The 17,010-nt window shown below is 67.6% G+C and carries 15 protein-coding genes; 8 read left to right on the top strand and 7 right to left on the bottom strand.

The annotated features are described in order from the left end of the window. The first annotated feature begins 124 nt into the window (after nt 1-124). A complete protein-coding gene (locus SPHME3_RS0110215) occupies nt 125-592 on the top strand; it encodes a hypothetical protein (RefSeq protein WP_231376747.1) in 468 nt (155 codons plus the stop codon). Between the two features lie 211 nt (nt 593-803). Here SPHME3_RS0110215 and SPHME3_RS0110210 read toward each other — a convergent pair whose 3' ends face one another. From SPHME3_RS0110210 to SPHME3_RS0110200, 3 genes are all read right to left on the bottom strand, one after another. After that, the gene (locus SPHME3_RS0110210; protein WP_017979263.1) at nt 804-1,937 is read right to left on the bottom strand and encodes a glycosyltransferase; all 1,134 of its coding nucleotides are present in this window, start codon (nt 1,935-1,937) and stop codon (nt 804-806) included. 61 nt (nt 1,938-1,998) lie between these two features. After that, nucleotides 1,999-3,252 carry a DUF418 domain-containing protein gene (locus SPHME3_RS0110205; protein ID WP_231292026.1) on the bottom strand — a complete coding sequence of 418 codons (1,254 nt, stop codon included), beginning with the start codon at nt 3,250-3,252 and terminating at the stop codon, nt 1,999-2,001. Continuing rightward, nucleotides 3,249-4,106, bottom strand: coding sequence for an alpha/beta fold hydrolase (locus tag SPHME3_RS0110200; protein WP_017979265.1), 858 nt, complete (start codon nt 4,104-4,106; stop codon nt 3,249-3,251). Before SPHME3_RS0110200 ends, SPHME3_RS0110205 begins: the two co-directional genes overlap by 4 nt. A 51-nt stretch (nt 4,107-4,157) precedes the next feature. Here SPHME3_RS0110200 and SPHME3_RS0110195 point away from each other — a divergent pair, with 51 nt between their 5' ends. Beyond that, on the top strand, nt 4,158-5,516 hold the full coding sequence (locus tag SPHME3_RS0110195) for a protein adenylyltransferase SelO family protein (protein ID WP_017979266.1): 1,359 nt from the start codon (nt 4,158-4,160) through the stop codon (nt 5,514-5,516). A 66-nt stretch (nt 5,517-5,582) separates the two neighbouring features. After that, a complete protein-coding gene (gene astD / locus SPHME3_RS0110190; RefSeq protein WP_017979267.1) occupies nt 5,583-6,995 on the top strand; it encodes a succinylglutamate-semialdehyde dehydrogenase in 1,413 nt (470 codons plus the stop codon). A gap of 114 nt (nt 6,996-7,109) precedes the next feature. On the opposite strand, the gene SPHME3_RS0110185 is transcribed toward astD, so the two are convergent. Then, the gene (locus SPHME3_RS0110185; RefSeq protein ID WP_017979268.1) at nt 7,110-7,829 is read right to left on the bottom strand and encodes an EAL domain-containing protein; all 720 of its coding nucleotides are present in this window, start codon (nt 7,827-7,829) and stop codon (nt 7,110-7,112) included. 211 nt (nt 7,830-8,040) lie between these two features. Between SPHME3_RS0110185 and cobA the strand changes: the two genes are divergently transcribed. From cobA to SPHME3_RS0110160, 5 genes are all read left to right on the top strand, one after another. After that, nucleotides 8,041-8,832, top strand: a complete 792-nt coding sequence (cobA, locus tag SPHME3_RS0110180; RefSeq protein ID WP_024310288.1) for a uroporphyrinogen-III C-methyltransferase — start codon at nt 8,041-8,043, stop codon at nt 8,830-8,832. Beyond that, on the top strand, nt 8,829-9,125 hold the full coding sequence (locus tag SPHME3_RS0110175; RefSeq protein WP_017979270.1) for a DUF2849 domain-containing protein: 297 nt from the start codon (nt 8,829-8,831) through the stop codon (nt 9,123-9,125). Before cobA ends, SPHME3_RS0110175 begins: the two co-directional genes overlap by 4 nt. A gap of 249 nt (nt 9,126-9,374) precedes the next feature. Next, nucleotides 9,375-11,006 carry a nitrite/sulfite reductase gene (locus SPHME3_RS0110170; RefSeq protein ID WP_017979271.1) on the top strand — a complete coding sequence of 544 codons (1,632 nt, stop codon included), beginning with the start codon at nt 9,375-9,377 and terminating at the stop codon, nt 11,004-11,006. After that, nucleotides 10,999-11,433 (top strand): DUF934 domain-containing protein, encoded by a 435-nt coding sequence (locus SPHME3_RS0110165; RefSeq protein WP_017979272.1) that lies wholly within the window; start codon nt 10,999-11,001, stop codon nt 11,431-11,433. Before SPHME3_RS0110170 ends, SPHME3_RS0110165 begins: the two co-directional genes overlap by 8 nt. Beyond that, nucleotides 11,426-12,184 (top strand): phosphoadenylyl-sulfate reductase, encoded by a 759-nt coding sequence (locus SPHME3_RS0110160; protein ID WP_017979273.1) that lies wholly within the window; start codon nt 11,426-11,428, stop codon nt 12,182-12,184. The genes SPHME3_RS0110165 and SPHME3_RS0110160 overlap by 8 nt, the downstream gene beginning before the upstream one ends. 7 nt (nt 12,185-12,191) lie before the next feature. Here SPHME3_RS0110160 and SPHME3_RS0110155 read toward each other — a convergent pair whose 3' ends face one another. The 3 genes from SPHME3_RS0110155 to SPHME3_RS0110145 all read right to left on the bottom strand — a co-directional run bounded on the left by SPHME3_RS0110155 (nt 12,192) and on the right by SPHME3_RS0110145 (nt 16,919). Then, nucleotides 12,192-14,276 carry a TonB-dependent siderophore receptor gene (locus SPHME3_RS0110155; RefSeq protein ID WP_017979274.1) on the bottom strand — a complete coding sequence of 695 codons (2,085 nt, stop codon included), beginning with the start codon at nt 14,274-14,276 and terminating at the stop codon, nt 12,192-12,194. Between the two features lie 64 nt (nt 14,277-14,340). Further along, complete coding sequence (locus SPHME3_RS0110150; RefSeq protein ID WP_017979275.1) at nt 14,341-16,413, bottom strand: putative bifunctional diguanylate cyclase/phosphodiesterase; 2,073 nt, start codon at nt 16,411-16,413, stop codon at nt 14,341-14,343. Further along, nucleotides 16,410-16,919 (bottom strand): GAF domain-containing protein, encoded by a 510-nt coding sequence (locus tag SPHME3_RS0110145; protein WP_017979276.1) that lies wholly within the window; start codon nt 16,917-16,919, stop codon nt 16,410-16,412. Before SPHME3_RS0110145 ends, SPHME3_RS0110150 begins: the two co-directional genes overlap by 4 nt. Nucleotides 16,920-17,010 lie beyond the last annotated feature (91 nt).

Genomic DNA, 17,010 nt, shown 5'->3' with positions numbered 1-17,010 from the left:
AAAATGCAACGTGTACTAACCGCATGCACCACCGGATCTGCGGCAGGCTTAGGCGGCGGTTAACCCGATTGCGGCAGAGAGGCGCGACACGACACGTCTTCTTCTGCCGAGGGATCATCGACCCATGGGGGTTCTCGACACTTTGATCGCGCCCAAGCGCACACCCCGTTCCCGCAAGCCTGCCCCCATGCCGCTGCCCAGCGGTCCGCTCGACGCCTTGCTGTCGGGCCAGTTCGCCGCTTTGGGCTATGCCGCGGGCGCGGTGCCGCATGGCGGCGCCACCGGATCGGCCTGGTCACGCGGCTATGTGCTGGGTGCCGCCTGCGCTTCGCTCCAGCACCGCCCGGCGGCTCCGGTCACCGATCGCGAATGCTTCGCCACCGCGCTCGCCGCCTTTGCCAGCGCCTATGGCAAGGATCAGGCGCGCGACATTCTCGCCGGCACGGTCGAGGCGGCCGAAGCCCAGGAACCGGAGGTCGAGGACGGCCTGCTTCAGGGCGCGAGCGATCTCGCCCTGCTCGCCCATGGCGAGGCCGATCCGGCAACGCTCGCCTTCGTGACGCGCAACGCGGTGGACCTGACGGAGATTTGATCGGCCAAGACGGATCACTCTTCGGCGTAGCGGATCATTCCTCCCCCGCCAGGGGGAGGTGGCGCCGCCGAAGGCGGTGACGGAGGGGGCGGAAAGGAACGTCCAGGATAACAGGCCGCTACCCTGACCTCCCCCTCCGTCATGCCTTACGGCATGCCACCTCCCCCTGGCGGGGGAGGAATGGGAACGCGACTTCGCATTTTTATGCGAACTACCCCAGCGCGCCGGGCCGCCCCAAAGCGTCCGCGTACAGCGTCCGGTAGCGCGCGATCATCGTGTCCGCATCGTAATCGGCCCGCGCCTTCGCCTGATTGGCCGCGCCGACCCGCCGGCGCAATGCGGCGTCCGACACAAGGGCCTGCAACGCATCGCGCAGCAGCACCTCGTCGCCGCCGGTGACGAAGGGCGCATTCTCCGCCGCGACCATGCGCGGCACATCGCCCACCGGCGTGCTGACGATCGGCAGCCCCGCCGCCATCCCCTCGACGACGCTGATCGGCAGCTGCTCGCTTTTCGACGCCAGCGCCATGATGTCGAACTGCCCGACGAAGCGATACGGCCGGTCGAGGAAGCCGGGCAGCACCAGCCGCTCGGCGATCCCCATCGCCTTGGCCGCGGCGAGGATCGCGTCTCGCTCGGGCCCTTCGCCGACGATCACCAGCTTGAACCGACCGCTCAGGCCGCCGCACGCGCGCACCAGCAGCGGCAGGTTCTTCACCTCGCGCAGGCCCGCCAGACTGCCAATCACCACGTCGCGGGGATCGCGCAGGAAGCCGGGGATCGCGCGCAATTCGGGCTTTTGCGTGTAGCGCGCCGTGTCGATGCCGTTGGCGATGCGGTGCACGCGGCCGGCCGGCTGTTTCCACGTCGTGCGCGCAATGCCTTCCAACACCTCCGACGGGACGACCAAGGCATGCGCCGCCCCCAAGGCCATGCGGCGATAGACGTTGCGTTCGATCTTCAGTCCGCCCGCCTCGTCGGCGTTGAACCCGTCTTCGTGGTGGACCAGCGGCGGCATGCCCTTGGGGAAGACGCGGCGCGCCATCACCCCGTCGATCGCGCCCCAATTATAGGTCAGCACCAGATCGAAGCGCCGCATGTAGCGCGCCAGCGCCTCATAGCGCGCGACCGATGGTCGCCCGGTCAGCGGCGGCGGGTCCTGCGCGATTTCGTAGCGGATGCCCTTCGCGATCTGCGCGCGCGCACCAAGCTGGTCGGGCATGCCGCTGACGATCGTGTGCCGCGCCGCGTCGCCGAAGGCGTTCATCAGGCGCACCGCGCGCGCTTCCTTGCCGCCTAGGCTGAAGCTGGAATGCAGGTGGAGGATATGGACCGGCTGGTGCATCGCGCCGGGCTGTACCCCGTTCGCATCGCCGACGAAACCGCTTTGCCCCGGCGAATCGCGATCAGCGCAGCGGCAGCATCCGCCGTTCGACGATCGACCGCCACGCCCATTCCACCGGCGCGATGCGGAAGTGACGGACATAGACATTCGCGCCCCACAGCAGCAGCGCGTTCACGGCCACCGCCACCGCCATCATCGCCGTCCAGTCGAGCCGACCGTACAGCCCCAGCCCGATCGGCGAGAAGATCAACCACGACACGATCAGAGTCTGCGCGACATAGAGCGTCAGCGCGGTCCGTCCCGCCGCGACGAACGGCTGCAACAGCCGCCGCCCCGGCGCCTCCTGTACCGCCAGCATCACCGCGGCGAGATGCCCCATCGTCATCGCGAGCCGGGCGAAATCCTCCCACAACCAGGCGACGTCGAACCCGCCCTCCAGCCGGGTCGCTTCCCACCCGCCGTACAGGCGCAGCGGCACACCGATGCCGTATCCCACCGCGAGCAGCCACCCATACCGCCGCCGCGACCAGGCCCCCTGCAACACGCCCCAGCGGAACAGCGCCGCGCCGATCAGCATCGTCGCCGCGGCTTCCCAGACGATCACCACTTCCTCGTTGCGCAGCCGATCCATCGACACCGCGCGCTGCCCGGCGGTCCATTGCGCCATCGTGCCGTGGCCGAACGCGTCTTCGCGCGCGACCGCCGCGTCGTCCGCCTTCGCGGTGCGGGTCGCACTCGCAAACGCGGCGGTGGGATCGGCGAGCCGGTGCGAGACGGTGCTCACCCCCAGCGCCATCGTGAACGTGGCATAGGACAGGCCCAGCACCAGCAGCGCCCGCGGCGGCAGCCCGCGAAACAGGCACGCGATCATCGCCGCCACCGCATAGCTGTGCAGGATGTCGCCCGGCCACAGCAGCAACAGCATGTGCGCCATGCCGAACGCCCACAGCACCAGATTGCGCCAGCCATAGCGCAGCGGAACGCTGAGCGGATCGCTCGACCGCGCATCGATGCGGTCGGTCAGGATCAGCATGCCCGCGCCGAACAGCATCTGCAGCATCGCGCGCGGCGTGCCCTCGATCAGGATCGTGCGCAGCCACCAGACGATCCGGTCGCTCGCGCTCCAGCCGAGATGGTGCAGGTCCGACCAATTGGCGGTCATCGACGCGCCCATCTCGCTGATGTTCATGAACAGGATGGCGAGGATCGCGATCCCGCGCAGGATATCCAGCGTCGCGATCCGCGGCGCCCCGTCTGGTTCATTGGCCGGTTCCTTGGCCGGCGGAACCGCCGCCGGCATTCCCGCTTCGCTCACGCGCGCGCCTGATCCAGCAGTCGGTCGATGGCATCGCGCAGCGGCTCTTCGGCGAGCGTCGGGGCGTGGCCGACACCGGGCAGCGTCACCAGCTCCGCCTGGTCGAGCGCCGCCAGCATCCGCTCGGCGACCGGCTGCGACAGCACGTCGGATCGGCCGCCGCGAACGATCAGTGTCGGCGTGTCTCGCAGCGCCGACAGCGCCGCCCACATATCCGCCCCCGCCTCGTTCCCCGGCGTGCGGAAGGGTTCGGCGATCTTCAGATCGTAGTCGAGCACAATGCGGCCGCTGCTGGTCAGGCGATACAGCCGCTTGGCCATCGCCAGCCAATCCTCGATCTCCCAATCGGGATAGACGTCGCCGTTCCCCTCGGCGAGCGTGCGCGCCGCGTGCATCCACGTCGGGCAGCTGCTGCCCTTGCCCACATAGCCGCGAATCCGGCTCAACCCCGCCGCCTCGATCTCCGGCCCGACGTCATTGAGCAGCGCCGCGGCGATCGGCGCCCCCGCCTGCGCGAGCAGCATCGTCACGATCCCGCCCAGCGACGTCCCGATGGCGACGAACCGCCCGATCCCCCGCTCCGCCAGCAGCGCCTGGACATCCGCGACATAGGTCGCCGGCACATAGGTCATCGGATCCTTGGCGTATTCGCTGCGCCCGCGTCCCCGAAACTCGACCGCGATCACCTGCCGCCGTCCGGCGAGCCTCGCGGCGAGCGCGTCGTAGTCGCGCGCGTTTCGAGTCAGGCCGGGGAAGCAGAGCACGGGCAGCAGGCTCTCATCGCCGGGATACAGGCGATAGTGCAGCTTCAGCCCGTCGGCCGACATCCAGTAACCGTCTTCGTACGCAGCCATGCGGAAATCCTCGGGGTTGCGGCCGGGGGGCAGCGCCCTCCATATCCACACATGCCCACCACCCCGCAAGCATACCGCCCCGCCACCGCCTTGCTCGAACTCGGCGACACGATAGCGACCCCGGTGGAGGCCGCCGATTTCCCGAAGACCCGGCTCCGCTTCCGCAACGATCGCGCCGCTGCGGAGGTCGGGCTGGCGACGCTGGACGATCGCGAATGGATTCAAGCCTTTGGTCGCTTCCAGCCGCTGCCGGACACGCTGCCGCAACCGCTCGCGCTGCGCTATCACGGCCATCAGTTCCGCCAGTACAATCCCGACATCGGCGACGGCCGTGGGTTTACCTTTGCGCAGATGTACGACGAGGCCGGTCGGCTGATGGACCTCGGCACCAAGGGGTCCGGCCAGACACCCTATAGCCGCTTCGGCGACGGCCGGCTGACGCTGAAGGGCGGCGTGCGCGAGATCCTCGCGACCGAGATGCTGGAGGCGCTAAACGTCCCCACCAGCCGCACGCTGTCGCTGATCGAGACGGGCGAAGAGCTGGTTCGCGGTGATGAACCCTCCCCCACGCGGTCGGCGGTGCTGGTGCGCCTCAGCCACAGCCATATCCGCATCGGCAGCTTCCAGCGCCTCGCCTACGAACGCGACGAAGCGGGCATGCGCGCGCTCGTCCGTTACGTCCTCCACAATCTGTACGCCGAGGAGTCCGACGATCCCATCCGCCTGCTCACCCATGTCGTCGAGCGCACCGCGCGGCTCGCCGCGCGCTATATGGCGGCAGGATTCGTTCATGGCGTGCTCAACAGCGACAATATCAACGTGACGGGCGAAAGCTTCGATTATGGCCCATGGCGGTTCGCCCCGACGTGGGACCCCGCCTTCACGGCGGCCTATTTCGATCACGCCGGCCTCTACGCCTTCGGCCGCCAGCCCGAGGCGATCCATTGGGACGTGATGCAACTCGCCGCCTCGCTGCGCCTGATCGCCGAGAGCGACCCGTTGATCGCCGCGCTCGAGACGTTCCCGGCGCATTATCAGCGTGAGATCGCCGACGCGCTGCTCTGGCGGATCGGCGTCACCCCGCGCGGCGGCGACGAAGACCGCGCGCTCGTTCGCACCCTCGAACGCACGATGCGCGCCAGCGAGGTGGCCATCGATCGCCTGTTCTTCGACGTGTTCGGCGGCGCTTTGCCGGACAGCTACGGCAGCGCGTGGGATGATCTGCGCGCCGCCCTCGCCCCCTACACACCGCGCAAGTCGCGCGACCACGCTTATTGGCAGGAAGGCCCGTGCAGCATGCTGATCGACGAGGTCGAGGCGATCTGGGACCCCATCGCGGAAGCCGACGATTGGTCTCGCCTGCACGCCAAGGTCGCCGCGATCCGCGACATGGGCGACGCGCTCGCCTGAGCGCCACCTTGCCGCCCCGCCGCCATTCGCCTAACCCCGCCCGCAGGAGGGCCGAAGCGCACACGCATGGTTGACGAGATCATCTCCCACGAACCCGCGACCGGGGCAGAGCTCTGGCGCGGCCCGATCGGCAACGCCGATGCCGAGGTGGAGGCCGCGCGCGGCGGCTGGGCCGCCTGGGCCGCGCTGCCGCTGACCGTGCGGATCGAAACGATGCGCCGCTTCGGCAACGTCGTGCGCCAACGCCACGAACAATTCGCAGACCTGCTCGCCCGCGAAACCGGCAAGCCGCTGTGGGAAGCGCGGACCGAGATCGACACGGTCATCGCCAAGGTCGACATTTCCGTCACCGCTTATGCCGAACGCACGGCGCAGCGCCGGCTCGACGCGCCGATGGGCAGCCGCATGGCGCTGCGCCACAAGCCGCACGGCGTGCTCGCGGTGCTCGGACCCTATAACTTCCCGGCGCACCTGCCCAACGGGCACATCGTCCCCGCGCTGCTCGCCGGCAATGCGGTGGTGTTCAAGCCCTCCGAAAAGACGCCCGCGACCGGCGCCTTCCTGATCGACTGCTATCGCGCCGCCGGCGTGCCCGAGGCGTGCGTCCGGCTGCTGCTCGGCGGCCCGGCGGAGGGTAAGGCGCTCGCCGAGCATGCCGATATCGACGGCCTGCTGTTCACCGGATCGGCGCGCACCGGCCTCGCGCTCAACCGCGCCTTTGCGAGCAAGCCCGAAAAGATCCTGGCGCTGGAGATGGGTGGCAACAACCCGATCATCGTCTGGGACACGCCCGATCTGCATTCGGCCGCCGTATTGGTGATCCAGTCCGCCTTCACCTCCGCCGGCCAACGCTGCACCGCCGCGCGCCGCCTGATCGTCGAAGACCGGCTGTACGATCCACTGCTCGAGCAGGTGAATGCGCTCGCCGGGCGGCTGATCGTCGGCGCGCCGCATGACGATCCGCAGCCGTTCATGGGGCCGGTGATCGACAACCATACCGCCGACATGCTGACCGAAAGCTTCCTCGCGCTGTCGATGCGCGGCGGCCGTCCGATCCGGCACATGGAACGGCCGATCGACGACAAGCCGTTCCTCAGCCCCGCGATCATCGACATGACCCACGCGACCGAACGGCCCGATATCGAGCTGTTCGGCCCGATCCTGCAGGTCTATCGTGCCGGCGATTTCGATGAGGCGATCGGCATCGCGAACGACACGCGCTATGGCCTGTCGGCGAGCCTCGTCAGCCACACGCCGTCGCTCTACGACCGGTTCTGGGCGGGCATTCGCGCTGGCATCGTCAACTGGAACCGCCCGACCAACGGCGCGTCGTCAGCGGCCCCGTTCGGTGGCATCGGCTGGAGCGGCAACCACCGCCCCAGCGCCTATTACGCCGCCGATTATTGCGCCTATCCCGTCGTCAGCAACGAAGCCGAAAGCGCGCGGGCGAATATCGGGATCGGGTTGCGGGACGCGTAAATCGCGACCCTCCTTCCGTCATTGCGAGCGTAGCGAAGCAATCCAGAGCCGGATCATGACGCCCTGGATTGCTTCGCTACGCTCGCAATGACGGGTCAAGATAGAAGCGCAGGTCTACAAACCCGCCACCGCCGCCGCGCGCGCGTCCGGCAGCACGGCCACCGGCAGCGTCCGAAACCCCGGCCGCGCCAGCAGATAGCCTTGGATGTAGCGCACGCCGAGGCCGCGCAGCGTCTCATATTCGGCGACCGTCTCGATCCCTTCGGCGATCAGCGTGATGTCGAGCGACGCGGCGATCCGCACCACCCCCTCGACGATCATCCGCCGCGGCAGGCTGGCGTCGATGTCGCGGATCAGCTCCATGTCGAGCTTGATATAGTCGGTCTGAAATTTGGCGAGCAGCCCCAACCCGGCATGCCCCGCGCCGAAATCGTCGATCGCCGTGCCGAACCCCATGGCGCGGTACGATTCGACGATCGTCTGGACATGCGCGGTGTCCGCCATCTCTTCATTCTCGGTGAATTCGAAGATCAGCCGATCGGTCGGCAGCCCCGTCGCCCGCGCGGTTTTCAGCGTCAATTGGATGCAGGCGAGCGGCGAATAGACCGCATTGGGCAGGAAGTTGATCGACAGTTTGGCACCCGTGTCGAGGATACCAGCCGCCACCGCCCCCTCGATCGCCGCAACCCGGCATTGCTGGTCGAAGGCGTAGCGATTGTCCGGTGTCACGCGCGCCAGCACCTCGGCCGCGCCCTCGCCGTTCCCCCCACGCACGAGCGCCTCATAGGCGAAGGGCAGGCCGGTGACCGTATCGACGATGGGCTGGAACGCCATCGCTATGTCGAAGACATGGGCTGCAGAGCGGCAGCCCTGACACCCGACGGGAGCGATGCTTGTCATACATAAGGGCTAGGTGACAAACCCTAACGCGGCGTGAACCACGCACCCGAAATGACATTGATGTAAATCAGCCACAAGCTTCCCTACCGTGGCCACAAGCATCGCTGCGTTGCCGCACGAGGGCGCAGAGGCCATGTCGGCGATCATGGCTACGCTTCTCGATCCGGGCGCCCGTGGGCGCGTCATCCTCGTTGGCGCCGGGCCGGGCGATCCCGGACTGCTGACCGTGCGCGCGGTGGAGGCGTTGCGGACCGCCGACATCCTCGTCCACGACGGGCTGATCGACCCGCGCGTGCTCGATCTCGCACCGCCGTCGGCCCAGCGCATCTCCGTCGCCAAGCGCCGCGCCCGTCACACGCTGCCGCAGGAGGCGATCAATGCGCTGATCGTCGCCCATGTGAAGACCGGCGCGATCGTCGTGCGGCTGAAGGGCGGCGACCCCTTCATCTTCGGACGCGGCGGCGAGGAAGTCGAAGCGGTCCGCGCCGCCGGCCTGCCCGTCGAAGTCATTCCCGGCGTCTCGGCGGCGCTCGGCTGCGCGGCGGAGGCAATGCTGCCGCTCACCCACCGCGATCATAGCAGCGCGGTCAGCTTCGTCGCTGGCCAGTGCAAGGGGCTGGCGGATCAGGACTGGTCCGGCCTCGCCGGTCAGGGCCGGACGCTGGTGATCTACATGGGCGTCGCGACGGCGAACGACATCGCCGACAAACTGATGGCGGACGGCGTCGCGCCCGACATGCCTGTCGCGGTGCTCGAGCGCGGCACGCTCGTCGGCAGCCGCGCGATCCGCACCCTGCTTGCCGACCTCGGTCCGATGGTGGAGCGGGAGCGCGTGCAAAGCCCGGCGATCATCGTCGTCGGCGAGGTCGTCGAACTGTCCGACGCCGAGGACAAGCTCGCTCGCTGGGCGCGCGTTGCGGAGGATATGTCGGCATGAGGCTCCTGACCGGCAACGACCTTCCCACCGGCGACGTGGTGTGGTGGACCGGCACCGGCTGGTCGCGCCATGTCGAGGATGCCGTCGACGTCGGCCACGAAGGCGAAGGCATCCTGCGGGCCGAGGAGGGCGCGCGCCGTGTCAACGTCCCCTATCTGATCGACGCGATCGCCACGCCCGAAGGCCCCCGCCCCGCGCATATCAAGGATCGCATCCGTGCGCTCGGCCCGACCGTGCGGCCGGACCTGACGCTCAAGCCGGCGGACCCCGAAGCCGGAAGCTGGGTAATATGATGAATGGCCCCACCCTCCCCCTCGTCATCCCGGCGAACGCCGGGATCCACGGACACGATGTCGCCGAGGGCATCGCGCAACCGCTGACCACGCCGCAACCATGGATCCCGGCCTTCGCCGGGATGACGAAGGTAAGCGAGCCGCAGCGCCCCGCCCTCTCCGCGTCTCCGCGTCTCCGCGCGAACCAAACCCTCTTCGCGTCTTCGCGTCGTCGCGCGAACCAAAACTCCGAAGGCCGGAAAGCCACGCATGTATAAATACGACCAATACGACCAGGCGATCGTCGATGCCCGCGTCGACGAATTCCGCGACCAGGTCGAGCGCCGCCTGTCGGGCCAGCTGACCGAAGACCAGTTCAAGCCGCTGCGGCTGATGAACGGCCTGTATCTTCAGCTGCACGCCTACATGCTGCGCGTCGCCATTCCCTATGGCACGCTCGACGCGCGTCAGATGCGCATGCTGGGGTCGATCGCCCGCGATTACGACCGCGGCTACGGCCATTTCACCACGCGCCAGAACCTGCAGTTCAACTGGATCAAGCTCGCCGACACACCTGATATCCTGGCGAAATTGGCGACGGTGCAGATGCACGCCATCCAGACCAGCGGCAATTGCATCCGCAACATCAGCGCCGACCAATATGCCGGCGCCGCGGCGGATGAGGTGACCGACCCGCGCCCCTGGGCCGAGCTGATCCGCCAGTGGAGCACCTTCCACCCCGAATTCAGCTACCTGCCGCGCAAGTTCAAGATCGCGGTCATCGCCGCGGCCGAGGATCGCGCGGCGATGCGCCTGCACGACATCGGCATCCAGCTGCTGGAGCGGAACGGGGAATTGGGCGCCGCGATCTACGTCGGTGGCGGCATGGGCCGTACGCCGATGGTCAGCCACCTGATCCGTGACTTCATCACCGCCGACGACCTGATGAGCTATCTCGAGGCGTGCCTGCGGATCTACAATCGCTACGGCCGCCGCGACAATATCTACAAGGCACGGATCAAGATCCTGCTCCACGAGATCGGCCCCGACGAATACCGCCGCCAGGTCGAGGAGGAATTCGCCCTCGTCAAACAGCTGGGCATCGACCCGCCGCGCGCCGAGCTCGACCGCATCACCGCGATGTTCGCGCCCCCCGCGTTCGACACCGGCCCGGCCGCTGCGGTCGACCGCAGCGATCCCGATTTCGCCGTCTGGCTCGACCAGAACGTGGTTGCGCACAAGCAACCCGGCTACCATATCGTCAACGTCAGCCTGAAGCCCGCCGGCGGTATTCCCGGCGATGCGACGGCCGATCAGATCGATCTGCTGGCCGATCTGGCAGAACGATTTTCTTTCAATGAGTTACGCGTCACGCACGCGCAAAACATCGTGCTGCCGCATGTGCACGGGCGTGACCTTTGTGACCTTTGGACCGCGCTGCGCGACGCCGGCCTCGCCGAGCCGAACCTCGACCTCATCACCGACATCATCGCCTGCCCGGGCCTCGATTATTGCAGCCTCGCCAACGCGCGCTCGATCCCGCTCGCGCAGAAGATCGCGAACCGCTTCGCTGATCGCGAACGCCAGCGGGACCTGGGCGAACTGAAGCTGAAGATCAGCGGCTGCATCAACGCCTGCGGCCACCATCACGCCGGCCACATCGGCATCCTCGGCGTCGACAAGAAGGGCACCGAAAACTACCAGCTCTCGCTCGGCGGCTCGGGGGCGGAGGACGTCAGCCTCGCCAAGATCACCGGCCCCGGCTTTTCGGAGGACGGCGTGGTCGATGCGATCGAGCGCGTGACCGACCGCTATGTTGCGCTCCGCGACGAGGGCGAACGCTTCCTCGACACCTATCGCCGCGTCGGCTTCGAACCGTTCAAGGAGGCGATCTATGGCTGATGCCGACACGCTGCTGCGCTTCCGCGACGACGAGCCGCACGACGAACCCGCCGTCACGCTCGACGCCTTCCTCGGCCAGACCAATGCCACTGCGGTTCGGCTGGAGGCAGGTGAGGACGCGCGCGCGCTGATCCCGCAACTGGGGCAGCTCGCGCTCGTCGAGGTCAGCTTCCCCACCTTCCGCGACGGCCGCGGCTACAGCGCCGCGCGCGTCTTGCGCGAGGCGGGCTATACCGGCGAGCTTCGCGCGGCGGGCGATGTGCTGGTCGATCAGCTGCCCCTGATGCGCCGCTGCGGCTTCGACAGCTTCGCGCCCGAAGCCCCGATCGACGGCGAGGCACTAACCCGTGCGCTCGACCGCTACGACTATCGCTATCAGGCCGCGGCGGACGCCGTCGCCCCGGTGTGGAAGCTGCGCCATGGCTGAGGCAGCACGTCAGCTCGACACGATCGATGTCGCGCCCGCCTTCACTGCTGCGGACGCCGCCGCGATGCAGATCCGCTTCGCCGGTATGCCCGCGCCCGAGATGCTGCGCGAGCTGCTGACCGGCGAACTGGCGGGCCGTATCGCCTCCGTGTCGTCCTATGGCGCCGAATCGGCGGTCCTGCTCCACATGGTGGCGCAGATCGACAAGGACGTGCCGGTCATCTTCACCAACACGCAGAAGATGTTCGGCGAGACCCTCGCCTATCGCGACGAACTGTCTGAGCGACTGGGCCTCACCGACCTGCGCGTCTTCCGGCCCGATCCGCGGTTGCTCGCCTTACGCGACGCGACCGGCATGCGCTGGTCCTACGACCCGGACGGCTGCTGCGAGATTCGCAAGGTCGAACCGCTCCGCCGGGCGCTCGGCCCGTTCGACGCATGGATTTCGGGCCGCAAGGGCTTCCAGGCCGGCACCCGTACCGCGCTCCCCCGCTTCGAAGAGGACGACGGGCGCCTGAAGATCAATCCGCTCGCCGACTGGTCGAAGGATCAGCTCGACGCCTATTTCGCCGAGCACGACCTGCCGCGTCACCCGCTGGAGGCGCAGGGCTATCTGTCGATCGGTTGCGCGCCCTGCACCAGCAAGGTCCGCCCCGGCGAAGACCCGCGCGCCGGCCGCTGGCGCGGCTGGGACAAGGTGGAGTGCGGCATCCATGTCTCCACCCTGCCCGGCGAGGACCCGACGTTCTAAGCCGACGTCAGCTGCTGACCCGTAACGACAGCCGGACGTTGCGCGGCTGCCCCGGATAGATCCACACGCGGCTATACGAGCTCTGCGCGTAGCGGGCGTCGAACAGATTGTCCGCCTCCGCCCGCAACGTCAGCCGCGGCGATACGGCATATTCGACGGCAGCCTTCGCCTTCAGATAGGCGGGCAGCACCACATAGTCGCGCTCGATCGACCCGGCACGGTCCCCCATGTAGCTGGCGCCGGCGCTCACCGAGACCCCCCGCCCGTCATCGTCGGTGAACCGCCCCAGCGCAAAGACCGTGCCGCTGTGATCGGGCACGTTCAGCGCGCGATCGGTCGGGAAGGCGCCGTCGTCCACCCGGGCGCGCGTCCAGGCGTAATTGCCGACGATCTGCCAATGTGGCGCGATCCGTACCGATGCGTCCCATTCGATCCCGCGGCTGCGCAGGCTGCCGACCGGCGCGTTGAAAGCGGGGTCGACAGGATCGTTCGCGAGGATGCCGCGCTTTCGGATATCGAACCACGTTGCGGCGACGTCGACACCCGCCCAGCGTCCGGCAACGCCGACCTCATATCCGACGCCGCTTTCGGGCGCGAAACCGTTGCCATCGCGACCCGTGCCCGAGTTGAGCACGAAGCTTTCGCCCCAGCTGGCATGGACCGCGATCGCATCGGTCGCCTGGTAGCGCGCGCCGAGTCTGTAATGCATCGGCGAGCCCACGGTACGCCCCACCTGCCCCGTGTTGTTGTTGCGGATACGCTGGCGATAGGCATCGAACCTGGCCCCGCCCGACAACGTCAGCCGGTCGGTCACATCCCACATGTCCTGCACATAGACCGTACCTGACCAGCGCTTTTCGCGATTGTTCGTGAAGGGCAGCAGCGTCGGCGGTGTCTGGCCGTAGACGGGGGCGAAGACGTCGATCGCATAGGGATTGCCGCCGCGCGCCGGATCGCCCGGATTGCGCCGCATCCAGCGTTCGGCATAATCCAGCGTGTAGCCCTTCAGCCCGATGCTGGGCCGATGCGAACCGACATGTCCGGCGAGTTCGATCCGCGCGGACAGATCGTCCACCTTGAAATCGCGCGAACGCCGCTGCCGCCACAGCGTCCGCCCGCCGACCAACCGCGACTGATCCGAGGAAAAGCCCTTTAGCGTCCCCGTCCGCCACGCGACGCCGCCCGTCACCGTCCAGTCGTTGCCGAGGTCGGCCAGCGCCGTCAGCTGGTGACGCTGGTTGCGGAAGCGGGTCTGGCCGTCGTTCGGCTCGCCATAATAGGCATCGCGCGGCACGGCGTTCGCGTTGCCGTCGAGCGCCGGAATGCCGCGATCGAACAGCGTGTCGAAGCGCGTGATCTCGCCGATATAGGTGACGCGCAGCTGCTCGCTGGGCCGCCAGGTGAGCGACGGCATCACCACCTGCCGATCCAGCCCGACGAAGTTGCGCCAGCCGTCCGACGTTTCCGCCGCGACGACGATCCGCGCGGCCAGCGTCCGCGACACGGGACCGGTCGCATCCAGCTCTACCCGGCGCGTTCCGAACGATCCCAGCGTGAACACCGCATAAGCGGCCGGGACGAAATCCGGCGTCTTGCTGACGATATTGACGCGGCCCGCCGGATCGATGTCGCCGAACAGCGCGCCCGCCGGCCCCTTCAGCAGCTCGATCCGTTCGGTGGTGGCAGGATCTCGGGGCGGCCCCATGCCGCGGTTGGCGAGGAAGCAATCGACGTAATATTCCCCACCGCCATCCGGTGTGCCCAGGAAGCCGCGGATGGCGAAATTGTCCATGACGCCGCCACGATTGTTCTGGTTGCTGACGCCGCTGACCAATTCGAGCGCGTCCGACAGGCGATAGGTCCCGGCGGCAGTCAGCAGGTCACGCTCGATCGATCGGCTCGACTGCGAGAGCGTGCGGGTGGCGATATCCGATGACAGCGTCCCGTCGCTGCGCGCGCGACGCGTGCCGAGCACGACGATATCGCCGCTGCCGACGGCGACGTCATCGGTGTCCTGCGCAGCGGCGGGGGTGATCGGAAGGCAGGCAATCAGCGGCGACAGGCAGGCGGCAACGCGGGATCGAAGAAGCAAAACATATTCCAGTGATGTTGTAACGTCCCAATGTTGAACCGCACCGGACCTGTCAACCGTCCCTTCATGCCGCGTTGGGGGTTACGGCCTGCTGCCGGAAGTCGACGACCACCGGACCGGCCCCGATCGCCATCGTCCGCCGTACCTCGTGCGGGTCCGACAAAGTGCGCGAGGGCCGGCCGACCAGGAAGCCCTGCACGCTGGCGCAGCCTTCGCGCGCCACGATGGCAAGCTGCGCTGGGCGCTCGATCCCCTCTGCCAGCACCGGCATGCGCAACAGCCCGCCGAGCGCCGTCACCGATCGCAGGATCGAAATCGCCTGATCGTCATATTCCAGTTCGGCGACGAACGACGCATCCAGCTTGATGCAATCGAACGGAAAGGATCGCAGGACGTCGATCGACGAATAGCCGACGCCGAAATCGTCGAGGACGATCGATACGCCCATCGCCTTCAATGCGTGCAGCTGTTCAAGTGCGAAGCGGCGATCGTGGATGATCGCGCTTTCGGTCAATTCCAGCACCAGCCGGTTCGGCGCGAGACCGCTGTCTTCCAGCGCCGACCGCACCGTCATCACCAGTCGCGGATCGGACAAATGCTTGGGCGACAGGTTGACGGACACCGGATAGCGATTGGGCCACAGCGCCGCCTCGAAACACGCCTGGCGCAGGATCCAGATGCTCAGCGGCACCACCTCACCGCTTTCCTCCGCCAGCGGGATGAACTCCGCGGGCGGCACCATGCCGCGCACAGGATGGTTCCAGCGCACCAGCGCCTCATACCCCTTGATCTCGCCCGTCTCGGTCGACGCCTGCACCTGGAAATGCAGTTCGAACGCCCCCCGGTCGAGCGCCCGCCGCAGATCGACGACCAGTTCGCGCCGGGCGCGCACCGCATCGTCCATCTGCGCGTCGTAGAAGCACGGCTCGCTCGAATGGATCGACTTGGCACGGTACATGGCGAGGTCCGCCTTCGCCAGCAACGCGTCCGCATCCCAGCCGTCATGAACCGCGAGTGCGACGCCGATATTGGTTCCGATTGAGGCAGTGAAGCGATCGAAGACGAAGGGTGCGTCGAAGACCGCGCGCAGCCGATCGAGGAAGTCGGTCAGTTCCTCAGCCAGATCGTAGGAAATAACCGCCGCGAATTCGTCGCCGCCCAGACGGCTGATGCACTCGTTGGGACCCAGCGTCGCCGTCATCCGCGCCGCTAGCGCCATCAACAGCTGATCACCCGCCAGATGGCCATAGGTGTCGTTGACCACCTTGAACCGCGACAGGTCCATCATGACGACGGCCATGCACAGATGCCCGCCCTTGCGGTTGAAACGGCGCTCCAATTCTTCGTTGAAGCTCATGCGGTTGGGCAGATCGGTCAGCCCGTCGTACATCGCCATGCGACGCAGCCGGCGATAGGATTCGCCCTTCGTATGCCCGTCGATCAGCGCGCTGATCGCAGCGCAGCCGACGATGATCAGCGACGCGACGGCCGTCGCCACGGCCAACGCGTTCATGGTCGACGGCGACAGGCCATCGCCCAGGCGGATGACGGTGATATGCATCGCCGCCATGCCGCTGAAGTGGAGCGTCACGACACCCAGCGCGAGCAGGCCCATCGTCCGCAAGGCACCCGCACGCCCCGCCTGCCGCGCGCGGGCGAAGGCGGCGGCGCTGAGCCCGACCGACAGCAGTATCGACACGGCGACGACCGGCCAGGTCCAGGTGACGATGCCGTCGACGTGATAGGCCGACATGCCGAGATAGTGCATCAGCGCAATGGCCGCGCCGATGACGCCGCCACCCAATACCCCCGCGCCCCGACGAGCTGAAGCGGCCAGCGCCAGGCCGGGCGCCGCTATACTGATGGCGACCAGAAGCGAACCGAGCGTCTGTATCGGATCGAGGACGACCGGCGCCGACGTGCGATACGCCATCATCGCGACGAAATGCGTCGCCCAGACCATCGTGCCGGTGGCCACTGCGGTCAGCATTACCCAGCCCAGCCGGCTGTAGCCATCCGCCGACCGGATGCAGTGGAACAGTTGAACGCTGGCCGCCGAGCCGATCAGGCAGACCAGCGCGGCCAGCAGGACGAGATGCACATCGTGCTGCGCGAAACACAGGGCGATGTCGGTCATGCGGCCCTCACCCCCCGGGCGCCGCGGCGCCCTTCCATCACCAGCGACACCTGTCGGGCCAGGCCGACGAGATAGGCCTTCTGATCCACCGATGCGGGCGGGCGCGGCTTGATATCGGCGACGCACAGCGCGCCGATCTCGATCCCGTCGATCAGGCGCAGCGGCGTACCGATATAATAGCGGATGAACGGTTCGCCGGTCACCGAAGGCAAGGCTGCGAAACGCGGATCGACGGTCGCGTCGCAGCATTCCAGCACATCCGAGACATCCAGCGTCAGGGTGCAGAATCCCTCCCGTCGCGGCAGGCAGCCGACATCGACGCCGCGGGCCGCGTGGATCGCCTGGATGTCGTCGTAGATCAGCGACAGGGCCGCGATCGGGGCGGCGAAGCCCTGCTGCGCGGCTTCGACATGGCGATCGAGTGCAGAGGCGCTCGCCTCATCCCCGCCGGTCAGGCCGCGCACGGCCCGCGAACGCAGGCGCTCGCGAAAAAGGTTTGTCAGCATCGGATTACAGGGGCTCGGTGAGTCATCGGTCCCGGCGCATGTGGGCCATAAAGCGTTAAGATGACGTCAGCGTAAAGCACCCGTTATGGGG

This window comes from Sphingomonas melonis DAPP-PG 224, from assembly GCF_000379045.1.
Lineage (GTDB): Bacteria > Pseudomonadota > Alphaproteobacteria > Sphingomonadales > Sphingomonadaceae > Sphingomonas > Sphingomonas aquatilis.
The sequence above is the reverse complement of the archived record's forward strand: the minus strand, read 5'-3'. Positions and strand labels throughout refer to the sequence as shown.